The organism is Deltaproteobacteria bacterium, from assembly GCA_029860075.1.
Lineage (GTDB): Bacteria > Desulfobacterota > JADFVX01 > JADFVX01 > JADFVX01 > JAOUBX01.
In genome coordinates, this window is the sequence record JAOUBX010000048.1 from 1 (window position 1) to 22,561 (window position 22,561).

The window sequence follows — 22,561 nt, forward strand, 5'->3', positions numbered from 1 at the left end:
GACAATATTGGGGATGCAACAATTCAAGTTGCCCTGTTAATAGTAGAGGCTTGGCCAGTGCCGTTTTCATAATAAAAGTGCTTAACTTAGTGCCATTCGGATGTGTCCCTATTATTAACGAAGCTTGTGGAGCATCGCCTCAAAAAGAGGTCTCAGCTTTGATAAAAGCCTTTGATAAAATATAAAGGAAAGGATTCTAACGAGTACATTCACATAATCCTGATACGGCTAGCGGCGTAACAGTCTATGTGATGATAATGTTATGCTTCTTATGAAAAATAAATTAATTATCCTTGGGACATTCTTTGTTGGAATTATAGTCGGTGTTATTGGCTACAATTTTCTACTAACAAACGTCCTTTCATCTCATAGAAATATGATCAGGGTTCAGCTTGCGATAGAGGAAGAACAGAGGTCAACTCGTGAAGAAAGAAAAGGTAATAACCTCAATGCTCTATTACACCGCTGGAATGTTGCACGTTTAGAGAATCCAGAAACAATACTGACTTTTTCATCAAAGTACTCAGATGAAAGTGACAAAGATTGGTTTGCTCCAATCTCCTACGTTCTTCTAAATAAAATGACCATTGATGCAGACCCCATGGACAGAGCTAAAAAAAGTATAGAAGCTATTCATCGTGGTAATCTTGCATTGCTAATGGAGAAGATAGGCTTCAATGAACTCGCTGAATCTGAATGGGAGCATGCTGCAAAACTTGACATTCTCAATGATGTAGAGAAGTTGAAATCTAGGGTAGAGTATCTTAGAAAAAGTGTAGATGATGATTTGCAAAAAAGAGCTGAAGACGCAGTTCTTGGCCCAGATATATCTTTACAGGAATGATCTTGCATAACCCTGCACTGCAAGGGACTTGCTGATACGCTGTTTGATTTGAACGCTGTTTCTTTAAAAACATTAATTCATCCCAGAGGTTTTGCCCTTTACCCGCAAGCCCCTGAGTTGAGCCGTCAGAGGTAAAAGGAAACGAAGGATGTTTTCATTTTTCAACAAGAAACCATTAATCGAAGAAGAAATCTCCAACTGGATTATTTTGGCTTTTGAGTGGGCACTTAAAAATTATGGCTCTGATGTTTTTCATAACGAAACGATCTTAGTAACTCCTTCATCTAAGCACTTCCCGGAAAAATTAAGTTCACCTGATGAAATGGTCACATATACTTTCGAGCAAGTCAGAAAATACGCTGGAATGGAAAATTGGCCATGTAAGCTTCAAGCGCAAGAAGATGATATAAATCCAGTCGTAGCGCCAACCATAGTTCTTAAGGGTGCACCTAGTGGACCAGGGGGAACCTTCCAGTATAGTGATGAGGCGGTAATTACATACAACACTAATTTAATAAACCGTCCAGAGCCCTTGGCGGCAACATTTGCCCATGAATTGGCACATTATCTTAGTGGTATCGCCAAAGAGCCACCACCGGGTGGAGAGGAGTATTGGGAACATGCTACCGATTTGACTGCCATTTTTTTAGGTTTTGGTATTTTCTTGGCTAACTCAGCATTCACTTTTGAACAGTTCACATCAGTAGACAGCCAAGGTTGGTCATCTAGCAGGCAAGGTTATATGACCGAGCAGGAAATTCTATATTCACTTGCCCTGTTTTGTGTTCTAAAAAATATTGAAATCTCTGAAGTTATTCCATATCTAGATAGTCACCTTAGAGGCTTTTTCAAGAAATGTTATAAAGAACTACAAGGCAGCGAACATATTTCCAAACTCCATAAAATTAATGTAACACAAGAGCAATTAAGCTCTAACAATTCCATTCAGCAGACGCCAGAAAACGGCGCTGCTGATGGATGAAGTTATAGGGTAAAAAATACAATACCCTACTTGAATGTTGCATTTTTGTAGTTCTCTAACATCAAGTTTTCTTCCCGAACTAATTGTTCAAACTCTTCTTGTGTGAGTTCATGCTTTATTATGCATATGCCTGAAGCATAACTTTGCATTTTTTTAATACAGTCAATTATTTCAGAAATAGCTGTGCTACTATTAGATAAATCATCCATCACTTGAAAATTAGCAGTCCCTTTTTGTTTTTAAATTTGAACATTGGTTCATTCCCCTTTCATTTAATATTTTTATCTTTTTTAGCTATAAATCCCCAACAGCATACACCGTAGTATAGTTAGGTGTCAATGTTAAAGGCACCTTACTATACTAAGGTGCTATGAAAACTAACATTCGTATAAAACTAGGTGCAAAAATTAAAGAGGAACGAGAGAAGGCCAGCTATACACAAGAAATGCTGGCAGCTAAATCAAAAATTGATTATAAGTATATTCAAAAAATAGAAGGTAAAACACCCCCGAATATAACAATTGAAACTATTGAAAAGATTGCGAAAGCGTTAAATATACCTCCTTCAAGTTTACTAGATTTTTAATATTATAGGAGGCCATATATATGGGTAGCCTTTGAAGATGGCTTATCGTTTTCGCTATTTAATATTAAAAGAAGGGAAATGATTCACTGGGTGCTACAAATAATAGTGAAAAAAATTATAACAATAAAAATACAGCGGATCGCAAAAAAACGCTCTCGCTGATTTTTGCGTTGGGCAAGACTATGAAAATTCGATTTATTTTTTTATTTTTCATCCTTATTCTCGGGCTTAGTGCTGGCGATGTCCGTGCGAATGTCGAATTGATCGGTCGCTGGGTATCCACTGACATCGACCGCAAAGAGACAGATTCTATCGGCACGGGTTGGGCCATTACTTTTCGTGCTGACGGCTCGTTTACAGAAGAGATTGATGAAGGTTTTGGTATCGTCGAAGTTTGGGACGGAACGTACACGCTCGAAGGCAATGCACTTTCGATGCATCGTACAGGTTTCAAACTGCCTTGGGAGTTTACGATAGAGCAGAAAAACCAACGATTAATTATCTCCCGGAATTGGAGAGGAAATGTTCTGTATGTTGTGTATTTCGAGAAATCTGATGGTCAGCATCCGGAATTGTCGAAACTTCCTCGTTGGCCGAAGTCTAAGGCAGAGGCCGTTGCGATCCTAAAGCAAAAGATGAAAGAGAAGGACCTGCAGGAACTAGCCGCTACTCCAAAGGAAGATTTGATCGGAAAATATCATTTTGGACTTGGGATGTATATCCGGAATGCCTTTGGAATATGGCGCGGAAACAAGGATCTTTGGGAGGATCTAACCCAAGGTAAGCCGACACACCCGGATGATTTGTCGGGTATTATTATTGAAGCACTTTGGGAAGACATACAGGATAAATAGGTCCAACAAAACGCTACCTATTTACCTGTCCCTATTTTCCCTATTTAAGGAAAGACTTAGCCCGGTAGGGCGTATAAGCCTGCGCCATACGCCGAATGATTAAATAACACTGATAGAAAAGTCGGATAACACTCAAAAAGGAGTGTTATCGGGAAACTACATAATTACTTGTTGAAGCTGTAGGAAAACCTCTTTTGAAGTTTTTTTTTGGAAAAACCACAAAAATGACAAATATTTAATTCAATAAAATCAGCACGTTAGAAAATCAAAAAAATTATATTTTCGTAAATTTTTATTAAATTTGAGTTTTCCTACAGACTCGTTAGGCGCAACATGAGCAAAAAGGTATTTAAGCTTCTTCCACAAGAAATCATAGAGAAGTCAATTTCTCAAAGAGAAATAGTTGTGCCTTTAGAAGATGCTCTTAGGGTTGTCGATATAATGGAATCTAAGGGCATTCTAATCTTAGGCTGGGAAGGCTGGGTAAAAACTGAAGATGGTCGTGTAGGTCATGGTAGCGCTCCTCAAGGCACTGTGAGCCTAGAAGAATACTCAGTTAATGAAGCTGCTAAAATTTGTCGAGAAACAATAAAAGAAGATGCAGCTGAATGGAAAAAAGAAAATATTGGCACAAGTGAGAAACTTCACTTTTGTATTACTATCCGCGCCTAACACGGCGCTCGTGTGGGACGGCTTGCTTCGCTGCGCCGCCCCACAGCTTAAACGTAATACTCACTTTCAACCAATAATCATTGATTCTGTAAGTCAATTATTCCGCTGCTTTGTAGGTGTACTCCTCAGCCTGAGAAGTAATTCCTGAAATCAGATCATATGGATTCAAATATGAGGTGATGCTTTTGGGTTAGTGTAGCCTATAGAACAGACCTCTACAGTGAAAAATCACCTGCTCCAGCCTACCCTGATAAAATAAGTCTCTTCTTCATAATGAAAATCAAGCTTGCCTTTATAGGCATTATGAAGGGCCTCTCCAATGCGTCTGGGCAGGTGAATATCTGTCGTGGTAACTTCCAGGGACGTTCCTTCACCCGACATCTCTATTATCCTGTGAAGGGGGTGTTCACCCTTTTCCAGTTTTTCCTCATTTTTAACGAGGCCTATGAGTTCCTCCTTATGGTCTGCAAGAAATTCCCCCTTTATTGTAATGATGCCGGCCGGACATTTGTCGTTTATCCTGTTGCAGGCCGGACAAATTTCTTTATGAGAATCGACGGGTTTATCGCGCCATTGCCATCTTCCTCCCGAATACACGGCGCTGCACTGTGAGCAAAAGGCAGGTTCCCGGATTTTTTTTCGAGTCCGGTAGGGATCATGGACATGTTCATGTATTAGACGGTCGCTTCTTTGTTCCTTTTGAAATCCACCTTTACTTCCCGGCATAGCGCCTCTCCTCAATTGATAATTGTTCTGACTAAAAGTTTAGTCTACAAATTGAGGTTTGGCAAATTGCTATTAATGAGAAAGGATCAACGGATTTAACCTGGAAAGAGCAGATTATGCAGTGTGTGTCATGGGCGCAAAAGAAGGGGAAAATATTTCTGCATTTGGCATACTGATTATCTTTCTCTTATTCAGGCAATGGAGAAATCATAGAAAAATCCTGTCGTAATTCTTTTTATTGCTTATAGCCCGTTCATAGACCCTTTCATATTCCCCGGCGCTCTTTTCCCATGAATAATCCTGGGTCATGGCCTGGCTAATCATTTTTTTCATATGCCGGGGACGGTCATAATAGGTGCTTATCGCCCAGCCGACAGCGTAGTAGAGGGCCCTTGCCGAGGGCTCCCAAAATTTAAAGCCCGTCCCTTCGCCACTCGCTTCGTCGTAGTTGCGGACCGTGTCGTTAAGTCCGCCCGTGGCTCTTACGATGGGCAGGGCGCCGTATTTGAGGGAATAGAGCTGGTTGAGGCCGCAGGGCTCATAGAGGGAAGGCATGAGGAAGAAGTCTGAACCTGCTTCGATGAGGTGGGCCAGTTCATTGTTAAAGCCGATGTAAACGCCGACTTTGCCCGGAAACCCTTTGGGCAGATTGCCGAAGTAGTGCTCAAGACTGTTGTCGCCGCTGCCGAGGATAACGACCTGAGCATGAATGTTGGATACAATGCCGCTAACTGTCTCTGCCAGCAGGTGATAGCCTTTCTGTTCAACGAAGCGCCCGATTACCCCTATAACAGCGATGTGGTCATCCTCTTCAAGGAGAAAGCGTTTTTGAAGCGCTTTTTTGCAGATGGCTTTGCCTGTCATATCATTAACCGAATAATTGGCGGGAATGAACCTGTCTTTTTCAGGGGACCAGTCATTGTAGTCAACGCCGTTTAATATTCCCCAAAAGTTATCGCCTTTGTTTGAGAGATAGGGGGCCAGGCCTGAACCGCCATAGGGACTTTTGATTTCATCGGCATAGCCGTGGCTTACCGTGTTTACCATATCGGCATAGTGTATTCCCCCTTTAAGGAAGTTGACTGAACCAAAGCATTCAAACTTTTCTTCTGTGAAATTTTGCCGGTTGAGTCCCAGGTATGCGTATTCTTCGTGGGGGTAGGTTCCCTGGTAGGCCGCATTGTGGATTGTGATGACCGATGCGGCATTGCCGAGTAAGGGACAATTAAAATCCCAGATTTTAAGATAAGCCGGAACAAGAGCGCTCTGCCAGTCGTGGGCATGAATGATGTCCGGCGAGAAAGAAATATCTTTGCAGAGCTGGAGGGCCGCTCTCGAAAAGAAGCCATACCGTTTTGAATTATCGAGATAGTCATTCATGTCCTTGTCGTGATAAAGGCCCCATCGGTCAAAAAAGCCGTTATGCTCGATCAAGTAAACGGGAAGGTCTTCTTCAACTTCAGTTTCCAGCACACGGCACCATTCCTCGTTATTTCCCATCCAGACACCCATGGGACTGACAGCCTTTTTAACCGCATAGGCGTCGAGATTGATGGAGGAATATTTTGGAATGACGACCCTTACGTCGTGTCCCCTCTTTTTAAGGTAAAGCGGTAATGTTCCTGCTACGTCACCAAGTCCACCGGCTTTAATAAAGGGGGTCATTTCGGAGGAAACGATGAGGATTTTAAGCTTTTTCATAGGGTTCATTTCTCTTTTTTTCTAAATTATCCCTTAAAAAAGCAAGACAGTCCAGCCTTGAAAGGGAAAATTGTAAACGTTTTTCGCCTGAAAGAGAAAGCCTTTTGCAGGGCAATAATGCGCCTGAATTACAGGAAAAAAGCCGCCTTTATACCGTCGATAATGTATTGGATAGCCAGTGCGCTGAGAATAAGACCGAGAAGCCGGCTTATCATGTTTGCTCCTGTTTCCCCGAGCAGATGACTGATTTTTGCAGCGAAGAGAAGGGACAAAAGGGTGAGGGCGAGAACGAATGCAATAATTAGAACCATTGCCGCAGTATTTTCGACAGGGCCGGCGGCGGCTGCCATGAGGAGTACCGTCGTGAGCGCTCCCGGTCCGGCAATAAGGGGAAAGGCGAGCGGAAAAACGGAGATATCGTTTTTATGTATGGCCTCTTCCTGTTCTTTTGCTGTTGTTGATCTAATTCCTGACTGGCGGGCAAAAACCATATCGATGGCAATAAGAAAAAGGAGCGTCCCTCCGGCAATGCGAAAGGCGGGTATGCCGATGCCCAGGAGTTTGAGCAGCCTGTCGCCCATGAAAAAGAAGATAAAGAGAATAGCTGATGCCGTAATGGTCCCTCTCAGGGCCATCTTCTTTTGAAAATCTTTGCTTCCGGCATGAACTAATGCCATGAATAGAGTGGCTATACCGATGGGATCGATAACAATAAAAAGGGTGATGAAGGTTTGGAGTCGTTGTTCCATTATTTGGTCTCCCTGCTATTTATGAAAATAGCTTTCTCTTATAGGGATGCCTGGCCGTTAATATTAGACATATATTGAGAGTATAATCGTTATTTCGCTGTTTTTTTGAAAAAAAACACCTTTAATCTTCCTTTAATTTACCTTTCTTTATAATCAAACTTAACAATATAAAAATAGGGGAGGGAGAAAATGAAAAAAATTATCATGTTGGGAATGACTGGAATCTTTCTGGCGGTTTTCATTCTGGTTATGCAGGGGAAAGAGGGGGCCGGCCTCGATATGAGTGAACTCTTTAATGAGGAGAGAAGCGCTGTCAATAGCGGCCCGGAAAAGAAAATTTCCGCTGTTAATATAAAAAAGCCCGCTAAAGTGAAGGCAGAGATAAAAAAAACGGTTCAAACCAGACCTGCTGAAAAAAGACATCTTTTGAGGAATGATGCCATCAGGAAGGCGCTTAAAATAGAGCCTGTGGAAAGAGCCAAAGGGGAAGTAAAAAAAATTCTGGCAGAATATGGTCATAATGATAACGGCCGTCCGGTATACAGGAGAAGTAATGATGATTCTAACAGGGCGACCTATAATGGCAGGCCGGAAAAAAGGTATGGCCATAATGATGAAGAGGACGATGATGATTAAAAAGGGTGATGACAGAGTCTTGCCATGGATATGACAAGCCGGATAATACATCTGGGGATTATGGTATTTGCCCTTGCCGCATATTTGACGGGAGATATGGCTGATGATTACAAGAGACTGGCCTGTTCCGGTTTTACTTTTCACAAATGGCTCGGCATGGGGGCGGCCTTTTTTATTACAGGGAGGATTCTCTATGGTTTTTGGGGGACTAAAAGAGCAAGATTTTCAAGTTGGGCGCCCTGCACAAGAGACAGGCTTAAATATGCCGGAGAAGCGCTCCTCTCTGCGCTAAGTTACAAAAGACCGGGCGCGACGGCCCACCGGTACATTGCCGGTCTGGTTAAAGCGGCAGGGCTTGTTCTTTTCAGCTGGATGTCTTTTACAGGTATGTTCATGTTTTTCTTTGTTGAACCCGGCAGCCGGTCCCGCGGTCTCGTTCACCTTGTCATGGAGGTCCATGAAGTGGGAGAAGCGCTGATTCCCGCCTACCTTTTCATTCATATTGCTATCGCCATTATTCATGCCTTCTACGGGCAGGATTTCTGGCGCAAAATGTTGTTTGTCAAAAAAAAGCCTGTCAAGGCTTAAGGTTCCTCTGAAAATCCATGCCCGCCTGCCCTTTCCAGCTTTAAAGGTTCAAACATGCCGGGCCCTGCCTTAAGAAAAGCGCTTGCAGACTTGTCATGGAATACTAATGATGGACACTAATTAATTTTTTTCTTCCTTTATATTCTTCCTCGCACCTTTCAGAGACCTCCGGACAGAGTTCTCCGATCAAAGATCTCCGAGTTGAAATGACCATTCATCTGCGTCATTCCAGGCAGAAATAGCTGAAGTAAATTGCTAAGGGGACAAGAGGGGGAGAATCCCTAAAACAAATAAAGGAATACGTCATAGTGATTATAGAAAATAGTTCTTTAGAACTATTGCTTTGCCTTGTGTTGAAGGCTAATTTTGAATGAAAGAGGGGAATTTATTTCTCCAAATCTATTAAAAGCGTGGAAAATTGTCAATATAAGCATGACATAAAAGAAGTGGGGAGATATGATGCAGAACAAGTGGTTCATTTTAACTCATCAAGCGGTTTGTTTTAAGTCAATCGGTTCATTTCAATCCACTCAACAAAAAGATAGAAACTAAATAAATCGTTAGTCTTCAAGAGCTTATAAAACTGGTATTTTATTTGCAGATCAAGAGGACACTTGCCTTACATAGAAGCTGTTTCATATAGGAAACATTTGAAATCTCCGAACCGCCCCGGTCCCTCCGGGATAGGGTGGACGCTACGGCCCGGGGAGCAATTTCCGGACCAGCCCGTACTTGGCAAAGGAGACTTAACAATACACAGTATTGTAAAGTCTCCTTTTTTTATTGGAGGAACAAATGGCAAGGTTGATAAATATTCTGAAATATTTAGCGCCGGCAGCATTAATCCTTATCCAGTGTAATACTACCCCTGCATCTGAAGTCATCGACCCATCAAAAATATTTAAAGGCCATGACAGCTGGGTCAATGATATTTCTGCCTATAACAATACCCTTTATTCCGTTAGTAATGACGGCTCTCTCATTGAGTGGGACTTAAAAAGCGGCAAGATCAGGAACCGCATTTTTCTGGACAAAGTCAAGATGCTTGTGAGGGAGGTCGTTCCTCACATTTATACCATTTCCATAAACAAGGCAGGCAAGCTTTACGGAATCACCTCCAGTGACGGCTATCTGCGTATCCGGGAGAGGTCAAGTCATGAAGAGCTGTGGAAGTATAAAATTGAAATGGAAAATGCCTACAGCCTCGCCTTCGTAAATGATCATGCCTTGCTCATCGGTGATATTTCAGGAACGGTGACAGGTGTCGATATAAAGAAGAAAAAAGCCCTTTATGAAATTCATGCCCATGTGGATGCCATCAATGAAATAAGCCTTGCCCCTGATGGTAAAAGCTTTGCCACCGTCAGTAATGACAGCCTCATAAGGATCTGGGAATCCTCGACAGGCAAGCGAATTAAAACCATTAAAGGGCATAAAGATTCAATATTATCAGTCGATTTTTCCCCTGATGGAACAATGCTCCTTACCGGAAGCAGGGACAGGACAGTCCGGCTTTGGGATGTTGAAGAAGGAGATGCCACGCTGCTGCACAACGATTTTTCTTATATCAATGAAGTTGCTTTTTCTCCTGATGGGAAGCGGGTTGCCTATCAGGACAATATTAATAATGTGACGATTAAGTCTGTTGATACCGATAAAATTCTCTACAGGCTTGAAGGGCACGAGGCAAATGTAAAAAAAATTCTATTTTTGGGAGGTGCTGAAAAGATAATAACCTGCAGTTCAGATTCAAATATCATCATTTGGAATACAGGAGGTAGTAAATGAATATTTCCGGTGTCATTGTATTTACGAAATCGGGGGAAGTCGATGCAGTTGCTTCCAGGCTTGGTGAGATGGAAGGCGTAGAAGTTTATGAAGCCTTTCCAAGGGAAGGTAAAATTATCGTCCTAATGGAAGGTGAAAACACACAAAAGGAGGTGAAAAAGTTCAAGGAAATTCATAATGTGCCGGGCGTTCTCTCCGTTACCATGGCCTATCATCATTTTGAAGATGAGGCTGAAAAGAGAGCGGCGGGCAGCGCCAACGAGAAGTTGGAAAATTTAGTACCTTAGAAATTATATTCTGTGTTTTTTTACAGAATATAATTTCGCAAAGGTACTTATCCAGTCTATCTGGGTAAGCAGTAAGCTTTTAAATTAAATATAGGAGGTAAGGTATATGGGTTTATCAAGAAGAGACTTTATCAAGGCCTCGGCGGCTTCTGCCGCAGCCGCCGCGGCTGGTGTAACGCTCACTGCTCAGCCTGAAGTCGCGCAAGCGGCCAAAGGCGTCCGGTGGGATAAAGGCGTCTGTCGATTCTGTGGGACGGGTTGTGGTGTTCTTGTGGGAACCAGGGGAGGCAGGATCGTCGCCACCAAGGGTGACCCTGAAGCTCCTGTAAACAGAGGGATTAACTGTATTAAAGGTTACTTCCTTGCCAAGATCCAGTACGGTTCCGACAGGCTTACCAAACCGATGATGAGAATGAAAGGCAATAAATTCGACAAAAACGGCAAGTGGAAAGAGATAAGCTGGGACCGCGCCCTCGATGAGATGGCAATGAGGATCAAGAAGCAAATAAAGACAAAAGGTCCAAAATCGGTTGCCATGTTCGGTTCCGGTCAGTGGACAATCTGGGAAGGCTATGCGGCGGCCAAGTTTTTCAAGGCGGGACTTCTTTCCAACAACATCGATCCCAATGCGCGACACTGCATGGCTTCAGCTGTTGCCGCCTTTATGAGGGGTTTCGGCATTGACGAACCGATGGGATGTTATGACGATATCGAGCATGCCGATGCTTTCGTTCTCTGGGGTTCCAATATGGCCGAAATGCACCCCGTTCTCTATTCGAGGGTTGCCAACAGGAAGCTCACCGGAAAGAAGGTCAAGGTTCATGTTCTCTCCACATACACCCACAGAAGCGCTGAGATTGCCGATGAAAACATGATCTTCACTCCCCAGTCAGACCTGGCTATTGCCAACTATATAGCCAACTATATTATTGAGAAGGGCAAGGTAGATAAAGGCTTTGTCAAAAAGCACGTTCACTTCAGGCAGGCTAACACCGATATCGGTTACGGTCTGAGACCGACTCATCCCCTGGAGAAGAAGGCAAAGAACAGTTCGCCAAGGAAGGCGCAGATCGGAAGCAAATCGATCAGTTTTGACGAGTACAAGAAGATGGTATCAAAGTATACCCTCGATTACACCGCAAAGCTTTCCGGTGTTCCCCCAAAACAGCTCAAGAAGCTTGCCAGGCTCTATGCCGATCCCAAGGTGAAGGTTACTTCCTTCTGGACTATGGGTATGAACCAGCATACGAGAGGCACATGGATGAATGGCCTTGTCTACAACATGCACCTGCTGGCCGGCAAGATCTCCACGCCCGGTAACAGCCCCTACTCACTGACCGGTCAGCCTTCGGCCTGCGGCACTGCACGCGAAGTCGGTACCTTCTGTCACAGGCTTCCAGCGGACATGGTGGTTATGAAGAAAGCCCACAGGGATATTGCCGAGAAGCTCTGGCAGCTTCCCGAAGGGGCCATTCCGCCAAAGCCCGGTACTCATGCCGTGGCCATGATGAGGGCGCTGGAAGACAGGAAGGTCAACTTCCATTGGACCATGTGTGCCAATCCCTTCCAGGATTACGCCAACCTCAACCACTGGTTGAAAGCCGCAAGGGATCCCGCCAACTTCATTGTCTGCTCCGACCCTTATCCAACCATGTCGGCACAGGTGGCGGACCTTGTTCTTCCCACGGCCATGTGGATGGAGAAGGAGGGTTCTTACGGAAATGCCGAGCGCCGTACCCAGTTCTGGCGCCAGCAGGTAAAACCTCCGGGAGAGTCCAAATCGGATCTCTGGCAGCTGATGGAAGTATCCAGGAGGATCAAGGTAGATGATGTTTGGCCTTCGGGACTTGTTGCAAAGAGCAAGTGGAAAGGAAAGACCCTCTTCGATATGCTTTATGCCAATGGTGAGGTGAACAAGTTCAAGTGGAAAAAGTATAAGGATTATGACAACGATGAGGCTGAACATTTCGGTTTCTACGTACAGAAGGGACTCTGGGAGGAGTACAGGAAGTTCGGCAACGGCAAAGGGCACGACCTGGCTGAGTACGAAGTTTACCACAAGGTTCGGGGCTTAAGGTGGCCTGTCGTTAACGGCAAGGAGACGCAGTGGCGTTTTAAGGAAGGGCACGATCCTTACGTTACCAAAGGGGCTGATTACGAGTTCTACGGCAAGAAGGATAAGAAGGCCTGGGCATTTTTTGCGCCATACGAAGCGCCGGCAGAGTCTCCGAACAAGAAATACCCTTTATGGCTCTGTACGGGACGCGTTCTCGAACACTGGCATTCCGGCACTATGACCATGCGTGTGCCTGAGCTCTACAAGGCGGCACCTGGTGCGGTTATCTGGATGCATCCGGCTGATGCCAAAAAGCTGGGGCTCAAGCAGAATGACAAGGCCAGGGTCATCTCCAAAAGGGGTGAAATTACGGCCCGTGTCGATATGAGAGGGAGGAACAAACCGCCCAAGGGTCTTATCCATGTGCCGTGGTTTGACGCCAACATACTCATAAACAAGGTAACCCTTGACGCCACCTGTCCTATTTCGAAAGAGACGGACTACAAAAAGTGTGCAGTCAAGGTAGTAAAGGCATAACTTAAATAATCTTCCATGAGGTCAAAAGGGTGATAAAAGAGGTAAAACCAAAGGGAGTTTCAAGGCGGGAGTTTTTTGCGGGAACCCTTCGCTCCCTTACCGGCGCGGCAGTTGGCGGCACGCTCCTGGGCATTCATGCAAAGAATGTGAAGGCCAGGGCCTATGCCGTTCGTCCACCGGGCGCCCTTATAGAAGATGAATTTATAGGCAAGTGCCTGAAATGTGGTTTGTGTGTCAGGGATTGTCCCTTCGATTCCATCAAACTGGCTACACCGGAAATGAATGTTGCCGCAGGAACCCCCTATTTAAGTGTCCGTCAGGTCCCCTGTTATATGTGTCAGGACATTCCCTGTGTTAAGGCCTGCCCAAGCGGCGCCCTTAATCCCGAATTGACGGACATAAAAGAGGCAACCATGGGGCTTGCCGCGCTCATCGATCGTGAAAACTGTATTGCTTTACAGGGCCTGCGCTGCGAAGTCTGCTTCAATGCCTGCCCTGTCAAGGGTGAAGCTATCACAATCGAAACGATAGCAAATATTCGGACGGGGAAACATTCGGTCTGGGAGCCGGTAGTTCATTCTGAAGCCTGCACGGGATGCGGTTTGTGTGAACACGCCTGCATTCTCGATGAGGCAGCCATTAAGGTCTTCTCGCTGGAGCAGGCAAGGGGTGAACTGGGCAAACATTACCGTTTCGGCTGGAAAGAGGAGGAAGCGATATGAAGAAGTGGCTCATCGCCAGAAGGATCAGCCAGATACTGGTGTTATTCCTTTTTCTCATTACGCCTCTAACCAAGTCGGAAGTCATGGAGGGAAAGATACCCGCCTTTTTTGAAATGAAGACTTCTGAAATCGGAGAAGGCGGGCCTGTTTCTGACAGGGGAATCGAGATTCTCGAAGGTAATCTGACGTCATCGGAATTCCTCGATTTTATCCCCATGACAGACCCATTTGCGGCCTTGCAGGTTATGCTTGCCACAGGTGACATTTACAAGACGGCCCTCATTGGTGCCGGAATTATACTGCTTTTCTACATTATTGTCGGAGGCAGGCTCTTTTGTTCATGGGTTTGTCCCATGAATATGGTGACCGATTTTGCCCACTCCATGAGAAAGCGATTCAACATAGAGAGGGGTAGATCGCTCGACAGGAATACAAGGTACTGGATATTGGGAACGGTGCTCATTGTGACGGCTGTAACCGGTGTGACTTCCTTTGAAATTATCAGTCCTGTCGCAATGCTTCACAGGGAACTCATCTTCGGCGCCGGCGCAGGTTTACTCCTTGTGGCGGCTATCTTCCTTTTTGACCTGTTGGTTTTTTACAGGGGATGGTGCTCATCACTTTGTCCCCTGGGCGCCTTCTATTCCCTTGTCGGTAAATTAAGCCTTTTAAGAGTCCGCTTCAGTGACGGCTTGTGTGACAGTTGCGGTGATTGTTTTCCCGTCTGCGCCGAAGCACAGGTGCTTGGCCCGTCCGTTAAGGACAGGGAGCCTGTCATTCTTTCAGGCAACTGCACCAACTGTGGAAACTGTATCGATATATGTCCGCCTAAAGCACTTAAGTTCGGACTGCGCTTTAAGCGATAAATCAGATTTATGAGAAAGGAGATGCATATGAAGAAGTATATAGTATTAATACTGGCGATGGCCTTGTCTCTGGTCTTCGTTGCAGCTTCTCTGGCAACGACTGGTGAAGAGCCCATTTCGCTGAGAAAAACGAGTGTTTTCAGTAAGGAAAATGTTCCGGGCCCTGTAAAATATCTGGGTGACGCTCCCGGTGAATCGAAACTGATCGAGCGTGGCCACGGTGATGCGCCACCGCAGATTTCTCACCTCATTGATGCCAATATGACCATCGATCTCAAAAGAAACGGCTGCACCGAGTGTCATGAGAAGCGGAAGGCGAAGCAGAAAAAATCACCTCCCATGCCTGATAGCCATTACACGGACTATAGCAAGAAAAAACCCAGGGTAATGAGGAAATATAATCAGGGAAGGTATATGTGCACCCAGTGCCATGTTCTCCAGAGTGATGCCAAACCGCTTGTGGGAAGTACCTTTAAGGGCACCAGGTTTGAGAGAAAATAATGATTTATCGGTCCTTCATTGGGCCGGGGGGGTGGGGTAATTCCCATCCCCCCATTTTAAAGATTAGGTATCTATATGAGATTTATTTCTTTAGGGATATCCGGTAAAAGCCTTTGGCTATGACATAAAAATAATATTTCCATACAATCGGAACAGGTAATTTTATGAAAGAAAACATGACAAGAGCTCAATTTCTAAAAAAAATGTTCACAACTGCTTCTGATCAGGTGACAAAGGCCGTCGACAAGCGTGTCGAGGCGCTCACACCTGACAGGCCCAGACCGCCCTGGTCTTTGACGGAGAGCGAATTCCTGGGGACCTGTGAGAAGTGCCGGAGCTGCGGCGAAATATGCCCGCAGGACATCATTTATTATCACGGTGAAGATAGTTTGATAGCCGCCGGAACACCCTACCTCGATTTTACAGAAGATTACTGTGATTATTGCGGTGAATGTGTGAAGGCCTGTCCTTCAGGCGCCCTGAATTTTGAGCGTGGCCATAAAGAGCCTGGAAAGGCGCTTATCAGTAAAAATGCCTGCATTGCTTTTAGCGGAACGATTTGCAGGTATTGCGCAGAGGCATGCCCCGAATTAGCCATAACGATGGAGGTCTATAAATACCCGAAGATCGATATAGAGAAGTGCAACGGCTGTGGCGCCTGCATTTCTCCCTGTATCGGTGAGGCAATTGATATAAAGGAATTGAAAAGAGAAATTTAACCGCCGGGAAGGCAGAAAAATTACAGGACGCCGATAACACAGATTTTAAGGATTCACAGGGATTTTATGTTAATTAATTGAGAATGCTGAACTTGCCCTTTCTCCCTGTCCTCTGTGACCTTGGTGGCTAAAATATTCTTACAGGTTAATAGTAAATTACTTTAAGAGGGAGGGAAAAATTGATGGGTCATGAAAGAGCAAAGAAAAAAACAAAAGCTGGAATGCTTGCTGCTGTTGCAGTGGTACTGGCCGGGTTTTTTCTGGTTAATACGGCGCTGGCAGCAAGACCTATCGGTGGGGAGGGCAAATGGGGGCACAAGCTGGGGGAAAAGTGTTTGAGCTGCCATAAAAAAGTGAGTGAAGGTCTTTACAGGCAGTGGCGGGAGGGGGTTCACGGGCAAAACGGCGTTAACTGTTATGATTGCCACCAGGCGAAAGAGAGCGATTCCGATGCCATGGATCATAAAGGGATTATTATTTCGATTATCGTTTCGCCGAAAGATTGTTCCCGGTGCCATCCTGTCGAGTATGAGCAGAGCATGGGGACGAGGCATGCCCATGCGGCGGAATTTTCTGATTCACTGGATGGCTTCCTCGGCGCAATGATCGGAGGAGAGGCCATTGTCAATGCCGGTTGTACCCAGTGCCATGGTTCGATAGTAGAAGTCGAAGGTGACGGCAAGCTTAATCCGACCACATGGCCAAACAACGGCGTGGGCAGGATCAATCCCGACGGCAGTAAAGGTTCCTGTACGGCCTGCCATGCAAGGCACCGTTTTTCAAAGGCCCAGGCGAGAGAACCCCAGACCTGCGGTAAGTGCCATATCGGGCCTGATAATCCTCAAATGGAAATATACAAGGAATCCAAGCACGGCATTCTTTATGAGGCAAACAAGGAACGCCTCAATATGAAGAATAACCGCTGGGAGGCGGGAGAAGATTATATCGATGCGCCTACCTGCACTACCTGCCATATGGGTGAAGGTTCAGGTATTGCTTCAACGCATGATGTGGGCCTCAGGCTCTCATGGGATTTGCGCGGACCCGTTTCAACGAAGACGCATCTGGTCAAGTTCAAGAACGGTGACGCCGAGATCTACCCTGACAGCAGGGACCTTCCCGCCGATGGTGACAAAGTGAAAGACCGTTTTGGCAAGGATCAGGTCGTGCAGACTGTCTTTGATGCGGACTACAAGCGTGACACCATGCTCATGGTTTGTAACCAGTGCCATGCCAATACCTTTACCAACAGTTTCTACCAGCAGTTTGATCAGGTTGTGGAAATCTACAACGAGAAATTCGGCATACCGGCAAAAGGTATTATGGCGGCCCTTTATGAAGCGGGCAAGCTGACTAAAAAGCCTTTTGACGAGAAGCTTGAGTGGACCTACTATGAACTCTGGCACAGGGAAGGCAGAAGGCTGAGGCACGGCGCTTCCATGATGGGGCCCGACTATGTCTGGTCAAAGGGTATGTACGATCTCTCAAGGCACTTCTTCACCGAATTTCTGGAAGAGGTGAAAGCTGTAGCCGGCAAGGAGATGACTGAGGAGTTGATGGAGGAGTATGTCAATGACTCCCATGAATGGCTGCAAGAGGAGATAAAGGAAACACCGAAGATCGATAAATTCTATATCGAGAGGTACGGAGAGTGAGCCTGACAGAAAAGATCAAAGTGTATCGCAAGAAATGGGAAGGCAAGTTTCTCCCCTTCTTCCTGGGCGCCTTTGTTCTTCTCCTCATCCAGATGTCAATTCATGGTTTTGACAGGTTTTCCAGGACGGAAGCCTTCTGTACCTCCTGTCACTCCATGGACCTCATGGGAAAGGAGTACAGGGAATCTATCCATTACTCGTCCAGATCAGGTGTGAGGGCAAGTTGTGGTGACTGTCATGTTTCCAAAGGGACGCTGGCAGCCATGTGGGAGCACTTTATGGCTGCCTCCATGGTATATAGTGAAGCTCTTCATGATTTCAGTGATCCCGTGGCAACGGAAAAGGCCAGGCCTCAAATGGCCTTCAAGGCCAGGAAGTGGTTCCGGGAAAGAGGAAGCGCCACCTGCAGGAACTGCCATGTCCTCGACGCCATACTGGGAAGCCGCCGTGGTATCGGCGCTGTTCATATCGATGATGCCATGAAAAAGGACGGCAACTGTATCGAGTGTCATATGAACCTCGTTCACCGCTTTGTTCCCGGTGAAAAGGTCTTCAAAAAGGCAGCCTGGGACAGGATGGTCGATGAAGAGTATGGCAGGGTAAAACCGGAAGAAGAGAAAAAGGAACCGGCAAAAGTGCCTGCTGAGGCGCCGAAAGAAGGGCCGCCGGCAGAAGAGCCAACTCAGCAGGAAGAAGAAATGCCTGTAGAAGAGGCCCTTCCTGTAGAAGAAACAACCCGGCAGGAAGGTGAAAGCACGGATTCATCCTCTGCCGGCACAGAGGAATAACTTGTGGCGGCAGTTGTTTATGTTTGGGCAGGCTTTTTAGTCTGCCCTTTTTTATGAAATCATGTTTAGAATACCCCGTCCTGTACGCGGCTATGAAGGGCATCCTTATAATCCCCTCTCCCCCGGTGGGATCTCGATGTCCCCTGGCTGGGGTGAGGGGGGGCTTATGCCCGGGCACTTAATATGGGTCTCTTTATAATCTCCCGATTATTTATTGTATTTTCGAGTGGTCATATTCCATATACAAGGCTAGCTTTTATTAAATTCTCCAAAGAGAAGAGGTAGGGCCGCAGACATGGATATTGCCCACAAAATCAGTCTTTAAAATTCATTTCAAAAAGATTTAATTTTCCTGCAAAAATATTCACTTGCCAGGTCATTGTCAGTATTTGACTTTTCTATGCTGAAGCCGGCTCTTTCGATCATACCCTCGAGTATCCAGTCAAAAGTACTGTATTCATCTCTTATGTGGACTTTCGTTTCATCAACAAATTCTTTACTGAACTCTTTTGACAGTTCAGCAAGCAAGGCTTCTGTTTTTGCTTCGTAGTCAGGTGTAAACCGGTAAACAAGGTCTGATAGAAATAAAATACCGCCGGGCTTTAACATTTTATTCATGTTAAGTAATCCGGCCTGTTTCCAATAATCAGGAAGATGGTGGAATGCCCATTTTGTATTAATTATGTCTGCCTCTTCTCCCGGTTGAAATTGCAAAAAACCGGAATGGCAAAATTCAACGTTTTTGATGTTAAGTCTACTTGCTTTGAATGAAGCGATATTAAGCATTTCCTGCGAAACATCGATAGCATAGATTTTTTTAAAGTATTTAGATGCATGAATAGAAAAAGCGCCCGTGCCGCAGCCCATATCAATAACCGTTAAATCTTGAGGATTTGAAATATTTAAATGAACCAGGAAATCTTCCACTTCTTTTTCATAATCACGAAAGCTCTCCATTTGTTCGTCGTAAACGTCGGTAATTTCTTTTTTAGAGTAATCAGCACCGACATGATTAAACTCGTTGTATATCCAGTCTTTCATTTATTTCCTTCAGTTTTCAGGCCTGGTTTTTACCAGCGCCTTGTATTGTTCTTTATAAGACCCATTTTTTTGGTGGGGTGGACCTTATAAGCCTGTTTTTTAGACTTTGGTTTTTTATATACCTCAGGCAATTTTGTTTGTAAAGGGATTTAGTTGATTGGGTCTCTGTTGCAGGTTAAGGTTGAAGGGCGAGTTCAAAGTTCAAAGTCCGTGTCATCCCTGTTCTATAAGCTTTTCCATGGCTACTTATAAAAAACCGCACCTTGAGATTCTTTCCCTTGCAGGTATATAATCCTTTCCATGAATGATCAAAAAAACTACAACCTCATCGTCATTCTCGGCCCTACCGCTTCAGGTAAAACAGGACTCGCCGTCAGGCTTGCCGGAGAAAGCGGTTCCGAGATCATATCGGCTGATTCGAGACAGGTCTACAGGGGGATGGATATAGGTACGGGGAAGGAGCTTGAAGAGTACGGTAATATTCCTTATCACCTCATCGATATTATCGATCCTGCGGAAGAATTCAGCCTCTTCGATTACCAGCAGGCTTTTTATGAAATTTTCAATGATTTGAGAAAGAGGGATATTATTCCCATCATGGCCGGGGGGACGGGGCTTTATCTCGATGCCGTTATTCGGGCCTATGATATGCTTAAGGTACCCCAAAATCGTGCTCTCAGGCTGGAGTTGGAACCTTTATCTGAAGAAGAAATTGCTGAGAGACTGCTCAAGTTAAATCCTGCACTTCACAATACGACGGACCTGAAGATTAAGGAAAGAATCATTCGGGCCATTGAAATTGCTATTTATGAGGAAGAAAAGGGAGATGAAGGGCCGGTCCACCCTGAAATCATTCCCCTTGTAACAGGTGTTCGCTGGAAGAGGGAAGTGTTGAGAGCGCGAATTACAAAACGCCTTAAAGCAAGACTCGATGCGGGACTGATCGATGAAGTCAGGTTCCTTCATAAGTCGGGCATTAGCTGGGAGAGGCTTGATCTCTTTGGTCTTGAGTACCGTTTTGTGGCAATGTATTTGAAGGGGGAGATCAATAAAAATGATATGTTCCAGAAGCTTAATAGGGCCATTCACCAGTTTGCAAAAAGGCAGGAAACATGGTTCAGGCGGATGGAGAAGCATGGAGTGAAAATCGAATGGATAGAAGAAGGCGATTATGAAAGGCTTAAAAGTTACGTCATTCATGAAATACCCTCCTTACGTTGAAAAATATCTGAAAAAGAATGGTGGCAGTCCGTGGTCACTTTCTTCTATGCCTCATGCACCGGTTGAAGCGGCTATTGTCATTCCGGCCCTGGCTGAAAGGGACAATCTGTTTCAAACGATTCTTTCTTTAGTCAGAAACAGGAATGTTGATCTCAGCTCGACCCTTCTTATCTGTGTTATCAATAACAAAGCTGTCGGTATTGCTTCTGAAAGTGATATAAAAAATAATGCAGATACCATGCGCTATCTCGACTATTTCGCAGGCAGCGGCAAGGATTCACCAACCCCCGAATCGATTCTCAGTTCTCATGAGTCAGGTGAAATAAAAAAGAGCAAACTCAATATGGCTTATGTTGATGCTTCGTCGATAGGCAGGGAGCTTCCTTCAAAAGGCGGTGTGGGCCTGGCAAGGAAGATAGGCATGGACCTGGCTTTGACGACTTTAGATTATGAAAAGCCGGGAGCCCGGCTGATCATCTGTCTCGATGCGGATACCCTGACCGATGAAAACTATTTATCAGAGATAAACCAATATTTCCGTGAGAATAAAAGTGAAGGGGCGGTTCTTTCTTTCAGCCATGTGCTGCCCCGCGAGAGAAAGCACATTGCCGCCATCACCTGTTATGAAATCTTTCTGCGCTATTACAGGATGGGACTACAATTTGTCGGAACGTCCTATGCCTTTCATACCATCGGCTCAACTATGGTATGCACGGCAAAAAGTTATACCGCCATTGGCGGCATGAATACAAAAGAGGCGGGAGAAGACTTTTATTTTCTTCAAAAGCTGGCCAAGTATACAGCTATAGGAGAAATAGACAGCACCACCGTCTATCCCTCTGCCAGAATATCGGACCGCGTTCCCTTCGGTACGGGGAGAAAAATGGGGGAAATGGATGCGTTGGGGGAGGCCTTCTTTCCCTTTTATGATCCCCGAAGCTTCCAGGTTCTAAGGGGGTTTATCGCTTTAATTAAGGGGGCAATTGATAGCGGTATATCAGATGGGGAGGCTATCGTAGACAAATGCCGTAAAATTGAACCGCTTCTTGCCGCATTTGTGGAGTCAAAAAACTTTGCCACCGTCTGGGGAAAGCTTAAAAAAAACAGTCCCAATAAGGAAAAACTGCTAAGGAGTTTTCATGAATGGTTTGACGCTTTTACCATTCTCAAGCTCATTCACTATTTAAGGGATAATGGTTATGCTGAAATGGATATGTTTCAGGCGGTTGGCGGTCTCATGAATATGATGAATCTCGATTTTCCATTTCATGAGACAGAGGGTGCAAATTGTGAAAAAGGGGTGGAGCTTTTGCATTATATGAGGGCGTTGGAAAAAGAGGATTGACCACAAAGGCACAGAGGTCACAAAGAAGTAGCTGAAAAAAGAATAATATTTTTAAGAACTCTCACTTCATTCGAGACAAGAAATTCTCCCTTTTCCCGGAGATATTAATAGGTAATAGTGAATAGCTCTTTGATTTTTCTTTGTGCTCTTTGTGTCTTTGTGGTGAAAAACTGCTTTTCTGAGAATTAATGATTATTCGGTGAAATACCCGCCGGATCGGAGGCAATCTTTCCCGACTGCCCCTTTTTTATGGCCTCCACGGCGAGAGTATCAGCCCTTTCATTCTCTGCATGACCGTTATGGCCCCGTATCCAGTGCCAGGTGATTTCGTGTTTTGAGGCAGCCGCATCGAGCCTTTCCCAAAGATCCCTGTTTTCGACGGGCTTCTTGTCGGATTTTCTCCAGCCCCTTTTTTTCCAGTTATGAATCCACTTGGTAATGCCGTCTTTTACGTAACTTGAATCGGTTGTCAAATGGGCCTTTGATTTTTTTTTGAGCGCTTCCAGCGCATGGATGGCGGCGAGCAGTTCCATCCGGTTATTGGTCGTTTTTTTTGTGTAACCGGAAAGCTCCTTCTCATGTTCGCCATAGCGGAGTATGGCGCCCCACCCGCCGGGACCGGGATTGCCGGAGCAGGCGCCGTCGGTGAAAATCTCTATTTTTTTATTTTTTGAATCAGTCATGGATATTTTTTATA

The 22,561-nt window shown here is 45.1% G+C and carries 25 protein-coding genes; 19 read left to right on the top strand and 6 right to left on the bottom strand.

From position 1 onward, the window contains the following. From OEV42_13860 to OEV42_13870, 3 genes are all read left to right on the top strand, one after another. Positions 1 to 185, top strand: a 185-nt coding sequence (locus OEV42_13860) for a hypothetical protein (protein MDH3975362.1), incomplete at its 5' end; no start/stop codon positions are given. A gap of 86 nt (positions 186 to 271) precedes the next feature. Continuing rightward, on the top strand, positions 272 to 844 hold the full coding sequence (locus OEV42_13865) for a hypothetical protein (protein MDH3975363.1): 573 nt from the start codon (positions 272 to 274) through the stop codon (positions 842 to 844). A gap of 148 nt (positions 845 to 992) precedes the next feature. Further along, complete coding sequence (locus OEV42_13870; protein MDH3975364.1) at positions 993 to 1,826, top strand: hypothetical protein; 834 nt, start codon at positions 993 to 995, stop codon at positions 1,824 to 1,826. Between the two features lie 26 nt (positions 1,827 to 1,852). On the opposite strand, the gene OEV42_13875 is transcribed toward OEV42_13870, so the two are convergent. Then, positions 1,853 to 2,035: a hypothetical protein gene (locus OEV42_13875; GenBank protein MDH3975365.1), complete on the bottom strand. Its 183-nt coding sequence runs from the start codon at positions 2,033 to 2,035 to the stop codon at positions 1,853 to 1,855. 161 nt (positions 2,036 to 2,196) lie between these two features. Between OEV42_13875 and OEV42_13880 the strand changes: the two genes are divergently transcribed. The 3 genes from OEV42_13880 to OEV42_13890 all read left to right on the top strand — a co-directional run bounded on the left by OEV42_13880 (position 2,197) and on the right by OEV42_13890 (position 3,938). Next, positions 2,197 to 2,412: a helix-turn-helix domain-containing protein gene (locus OEV42_13880; GenBank protein MDH3975366.1), complete on the top strand. Its 216-nt coding sequence runs from the start codon at positions 2,197 to 2,199 to the stop codon at positions 2,410 to 2,412. 182 nt (positions 2,413 to 2,594) lie between these two features. Further along, positions 2,595 to 3,266, top strand: a complete 672-nt coding sequence (locus OEV42_13885) for a lipocalin family protein (protein MDH3975367.1) — start codon at positions 2,595 to 2,597, stop codon at positions 3,264 to 3,266. Between the two features lie 333 nt (positions 3,267 to 3,599). Beyond that, positions 3,600 to 3,938 carry a hypothetical protein gene (locus tag OEV42_13890; GenBank protein MDH3975368.1) on the top strand — a complete coding sequence of 113 codons (339 nt, stop codon included), beginning with the start codon at positions 3,600 to 3,602 and terminating at the stop codon, positions 3,936 to 3,938. A gap of 228 nt (positions 3,939 to 4,166) precedes the next feature. Here the strand turns inward: OEV42_13890 and OEV42_13895 are convergent, their stop codons facing one another. The 3 genes from OEV42_13895 to OEV42_13905 form a co-directional block, all read right to left on the bottom strand. Then, entirely contained in the window at positions 4,167 to 4,664 is a 498-nt protein-coding gene (locus tag OEV42_13895) for a BCAM0308 family protein (protein ID MDH3975369.1), read from the bottom strand. 207 nt (positions 4,665 to 4,871) lie between these two features. Continuing rightward, positions 4,872 to 6,365, bottom strand: a complete 1,494-nt coding sequence (gene glgA, locus OEV42_13900) for a glycogen synthase GlgA (GenBank protein MDH3975370.1) — start codon at positions 6,363 to 6,365, stop codon at positions 4,872 to 4,874. A 128-nt stretch (positions 6,366 to 6,493) separates the two neighbouring features. After that, positions 6,494 to 7,114 (bottom strand): MarC family protein, encoded by a 621-nt coding sequence (locus tag OEV42_13905; protein MDH3975371.1) that lies wholly within the window; start codon positions 7,112 to 7,114, stop codon positions 6,494 to 6,496. Positions 7,115 to 7,303: 189 nt separating this feature from the next. Here OEV42_13905 and OEV42_13910 point away from each other — a divergent pair, with 189 nt between their 5' ends. The 11 genes from OEV42_13910 (at position 7,304) to OEV42_13960 (ending at position 18,257) form a co-directional block, all read left to right on the top strand. Then, positions 7,304 to 7,750, top strand: coding sequence for a hypothetical protein (locus OEV42_13910; GenBank protein MDH3975372.1), 447 nt, complete (start codon positions 7,304 to 7,306; stop codon positions 7,748 to 7,750). 30 nt (positions 7,751 to 7,780) lie between these two features. Then, on the top strand, positions 7,781 to 8,338 hold the full coding sequence (locus OEV42_13915; protein ID MDH3975373.1) for a cytochrome b/b6 domain-containing protein: 558 nt from the start codon (positions 7,781 to 7,783) through the stop codon (positions 8,336 to 8,338). A gap of 795 nt (positions 8,339 to 9,133) precedes the next feature. Continuing rightward, positions 9,134 to 10,126 carry a WD40 repeat domain-containing protein gene (locus tag OEV42_13920; protein MDH3975374.1) on the top strand — a complete coding sequence of 331 codons (993 nt, stop codon included), beginning with the start codon at positions 9,134 to 9,136 and terminating at the stop codon, positions 10,124 to 10,126. Continuing rightward, a complete protein-coding gene (locus tag OEV42_13925) occupies positions 10,123 to 10,413 on the top strand; it encodes a chaperone NapD (protein MDH3975375.1) in 291 nt (96 codons plus the stop codon). Before OEV42_13920 ends, OEV42_13925 begins: the two co-directional genes overlap by 4 nt. A 106-nt stretch (positions 10,414 to 10,519) precedes the next feature. Then, positions 10,520 to 13,006, top strand: a complete 2,487-nt coding sequence (napA, locus tag OEV42_13930) for a nitrate reductase catalytic subunit NapA (protein MDH3975376.1) — start codon at positions 10,520 to 10,522, stop codon at positions 13,004 to 13,006. Positions 13,007 to 13,035: 29 nt separating this feature from the next. Then, positions 13,036 to 13,728: a ferredoxin-type protein NapG gene (napG, locus tag OEV42_13935; protein MDH3975377.1), complete on the top strand. Its 693-nt coding sequence runs from the start codon at positions 13,036 to 13,038 to the stop codon at positions 13,726 to 13,728. Continuing rightward, positions 13,725 to 14,594: a quinol dehydrogenase ferredoxin subunit NapH gene (gene napH / locus OEV42_13940; protein MDH3975378.1), complete on the top strand. Its 870-nt coding sequence runs from the start codon at positions 13,725 to 13,727 to the stop codon at positions 14,592 to 14,594. Before napG ends, napH begins: the two co-directional genes overlap by 4 nt. Before the next feature lie 27 nt (positions 14,595 to 14,621). Beyond that, complete coding sequence (locus OEV42_13945) at positions 14,622 to 15,095, top strand: nitrate reductase cytochrome c-type subunit (GenBank protein ID MDH3975379.1); 474 nt, start codon at positions 14,622 to 14,624, stop codon at positions 15,093 to 15,095. Positions 15,096 to 15,259: 164 nt separating this feature from the next. Next, positions 15,260 to 15,814: a 4Fe-4S dicluster domain-containing protein gene (locus OEV42_13950; protein ID MDH3975380.1), complete on the top strand. Its 555-nt coding sequence runs from the start codon at positions 15,260 to 15,262 to the stop codon at positions 15,812 to 15,814. A gap of 182 nt (positions 15,815 to 15,996) precedes the next feature. Continuing rightward, positions 15,997 to 17,469 (top strand): multiheme c-type cytochrome, encoded by a 1,473-nt coding sequence (locus OEV42_13955; protein MDH3975381.1) that lies wholly within the window; start codon positions 15,997 to 15,999, stop codon positions 17,467 to 17,469. Then, on the top strand, positions 17,466 to 18,257 hold the full coding sequence (locus tag OEV42_13960) for a NapC/NirT family cytochrome c (GenBank protein MDH3975382.1): 792 nt from the start codon (positions 17,466 to 17,468) through the stop codon (positions 18,255 to 18,257). The genes OEV42_13955 and OEV42_13960 overlap by 4 nt, the downstream gene beginning before the upstream one ends. Positions 18,258 to 18,590: 333 nt before the next feature. Here OEV42_13960 and OEV42_13965 read toward each other — a convergent pair whose 3' ends face one another. Further along, entirely contained in the window at positions 18,591 to 19,298 is a 708-nt protein-coding gene (locus OEV42_13965; protein MDH3975383.1) for a methyltransferase domain-containing protein, read from the bottom strand. 300 nt (positions 19,299 to 19,598) lie between these two features. Between OEV42_13965 and miaA the strand changes: the two genes are divergently transcribed. Both miaA and OEV42_13975 read left to right on the top strand, forming a co-directional pair. Beyond that, positions 19,599 to 20,519: a tRNA (adenosine(37)-N6)-dimethylallyltransferase MiaA gene (gene miaA, locus OEV42_13970; protein ID MDH3975384.1), complete on the top strand. Its 921-nt coding sequence runs from the start codon at positions 19,599 to 19,601 to the stop codon at positions 20,517 to 20,519. Further along, the gene (locus OEV42_13975) at positions 20,470 to 21,864 is read left to right on the top strand and encodes a glycosyltransferase family 2 protein (protein MDH3975385.1); all 1,395 of its coding nucleotides are present in this window, start codon (positions 20,470 to 20,472) and stop codon (positions 21,862 to 21,864) included. The genes miaA and OEV42_13975 overlap by 50 nt, the downstream gene beginning before the upstream one ends. 185 nt (positions 21,865 to 22,049) lie before the next feature. On the opposite strand, the gene rnhA is transcribed toward OEV42_13975, so the two are convergent. Then, positions 22,050 to 22,547 carry a ribonuclease HI gene (gene rnhA / locus OEV42_13980; protein ID MDH3975386.1) on the bottom strand — a complete coding sequence of 166 codons (498 nt, stop codon included), beginning with the start codon at positions 22,545 to 22,547 and terminating at the stop codon, positions 22,050 to 22,052. Between the last annotated feature and the right edge of the window lie 14 nt (positions 22,548 to 22,561).

What these genes read in the sequence shown, in the direction of transcription:
- OEV42_13865 (MDH3975363.1), top strand. Translation starts at nt 272, where the DNA reads ATGAAAAATAAATTAATTATCCTTGGGACATTCTTTGTTGGAATTATA.
- OEV42_13870 (MDH3975364.1), top strand. Translation starts at nt 993, where the DNA reads ATGTTTTCATTTTTCAACAAGAAACCATTAATCGAAGAAGAAATCTCC.
- OEV42_13875 (MDH3975365.1), bottom strand. Translation starts at nt 2,035, where the DNA reads ATGGATGATTTATCTAATAGTAGCACAGCTATTTCTGAAATAATTGAC.
- OEV42_13880 (MDH3975366.1), top strand. Translation starts at nt 2,197, where the DNA reads ATGAAAACTAACATTCGTATAAAACTAGGTGCAAAAATTAAAGAGGAA.
- OEV42_13885 (MDH3975367.1), top strand. Translation starts at nt 2,595, where the DNA reads ATGAAAATTCGATTTATTTTTTTATTTTTCATCCTTATTCTCGGGCTT.
- OEV42_13890 (MDH3975368.1), top strand. Translation starts at nt 3,600, where the DNA reads ATGAGCAAAAAGGTATTTAAGCTTCTTCCACAAGAAATCATAGAGAAG.
- OEV42_13895 (MDH3975369.1), bottom strand. Translation starts at nt 4,664, where the DNA reads ATGCCGGGAAGTAAAGGTGGATTTCAAAAGGAACAAAGAAGCGACCGT.
- glgA (MDH3975370.1), bottom strand. Translation starts at nt 6,365, where the DNA reads ATGAAAAAGCTTAAAATCCTCATCGTTTCCTCCGAAATGACCCCCTTT.
- OEV42_13905 (MDH3975371.1), bottom strand. Translation starts at nt 7,114, where the DNA reads ATGGAACAACGACTCCAAACCTTCATCACCCTTTTTATTGTTATCGAT.
- OEV42_13910 (MDH3975372.1), top strand. Translation starts at nt 7,304, where the DNA reads ATGAAAAAAATTATCATGTTGGGAATGACTGGAATCTTTCTGGCGGTT.
- OEV42_13915 (MDH3975373.1), top strand. Translation starts at nt 7,781, where the DNA reads ATGACAAGCCGGATAATACATCTGGGGATTATGGTATTTGCCCTTGCC.
- OEV42_13920 (MDH3975374.1), top strand. Translation starts at nt 9,134, where the DNA reads ATGGCAAGGTTGATAAATATTCTGAAATATTTAGCGCCGGCAGCATTA.
- OEV42_13925 (MDH3975375.1), top strand. Translation starts at nt 10,123, where the DNA reads ATGAATATTTCCGGTGTCATTGTATTTACGAAATCGGGGGAAGTCGAT.
- napA (MDH3975376.1), top strand. Translation starts at nt 10,520, where the DNA reads ATGGGTTTATCAAGAAGAGACTTTATCAAGGCCTCGGCGGCTTCTGCC.
- napH (MDH3975378.1), top strand. Translation starts at nt 13,725, where the DNA reads ATGAAGAAGTGGCTCATCGCCAGAAGGATCAGCCAGATACTGGTGTTA.
- OEV42_13945 (MDH3975379.1), top strand. Translation starts at nt 14,622, where the DNA reads ATGAAGAAGTATATAGTATTAATACTGGCGATGGCCTTGTCTCTGGTC.
- OEV42_13950 (MDH3975380.1), top strand. Translation starts at nt 15,260, where the DNA reads ATGAAAGAAAACATGACAAGAGCTCAATTTCTAAAAAAAATGTTCACA.
- OEV42_13955 (MDH3975381.1), top strand. Translation starts at nt 15,997, where the DNA reads ATGGGTCATGAAAGAGCAAAGAAAAAAACAAAAGCTGGAATGCTTGCT.
- OEV42_13965 (MDH3975383.1), bottom strand. Translation starts at nt 19,298, where the DNA reads ATGAAAGACTGGATATACAACGAGTTTAATCATGTCGGTGCTGATTAC.
- miaA (MDH3975384.1), top strand. Translation starts at nt 19,599, where the DNA reads ATGAATGATCAAAAAAACTACAACCTCATCGTCATTCTCGGCCCTACC.
- OEV42_13975 (MDH3975385.1), top strand. Translation starts at nt 20,470, where the DNA reads ATGAAAGGCTTAAAAGTTACGTCATTCATGAAATACCCTCCTTACGTT.
- rnhA (MDH3975386.1), bottom strand. Translation starts at nt 22,547, where the DNA reads ATGACTGATTCAAAAAATAAAAAAATAGAGATTTTCACCGACGGCGCC.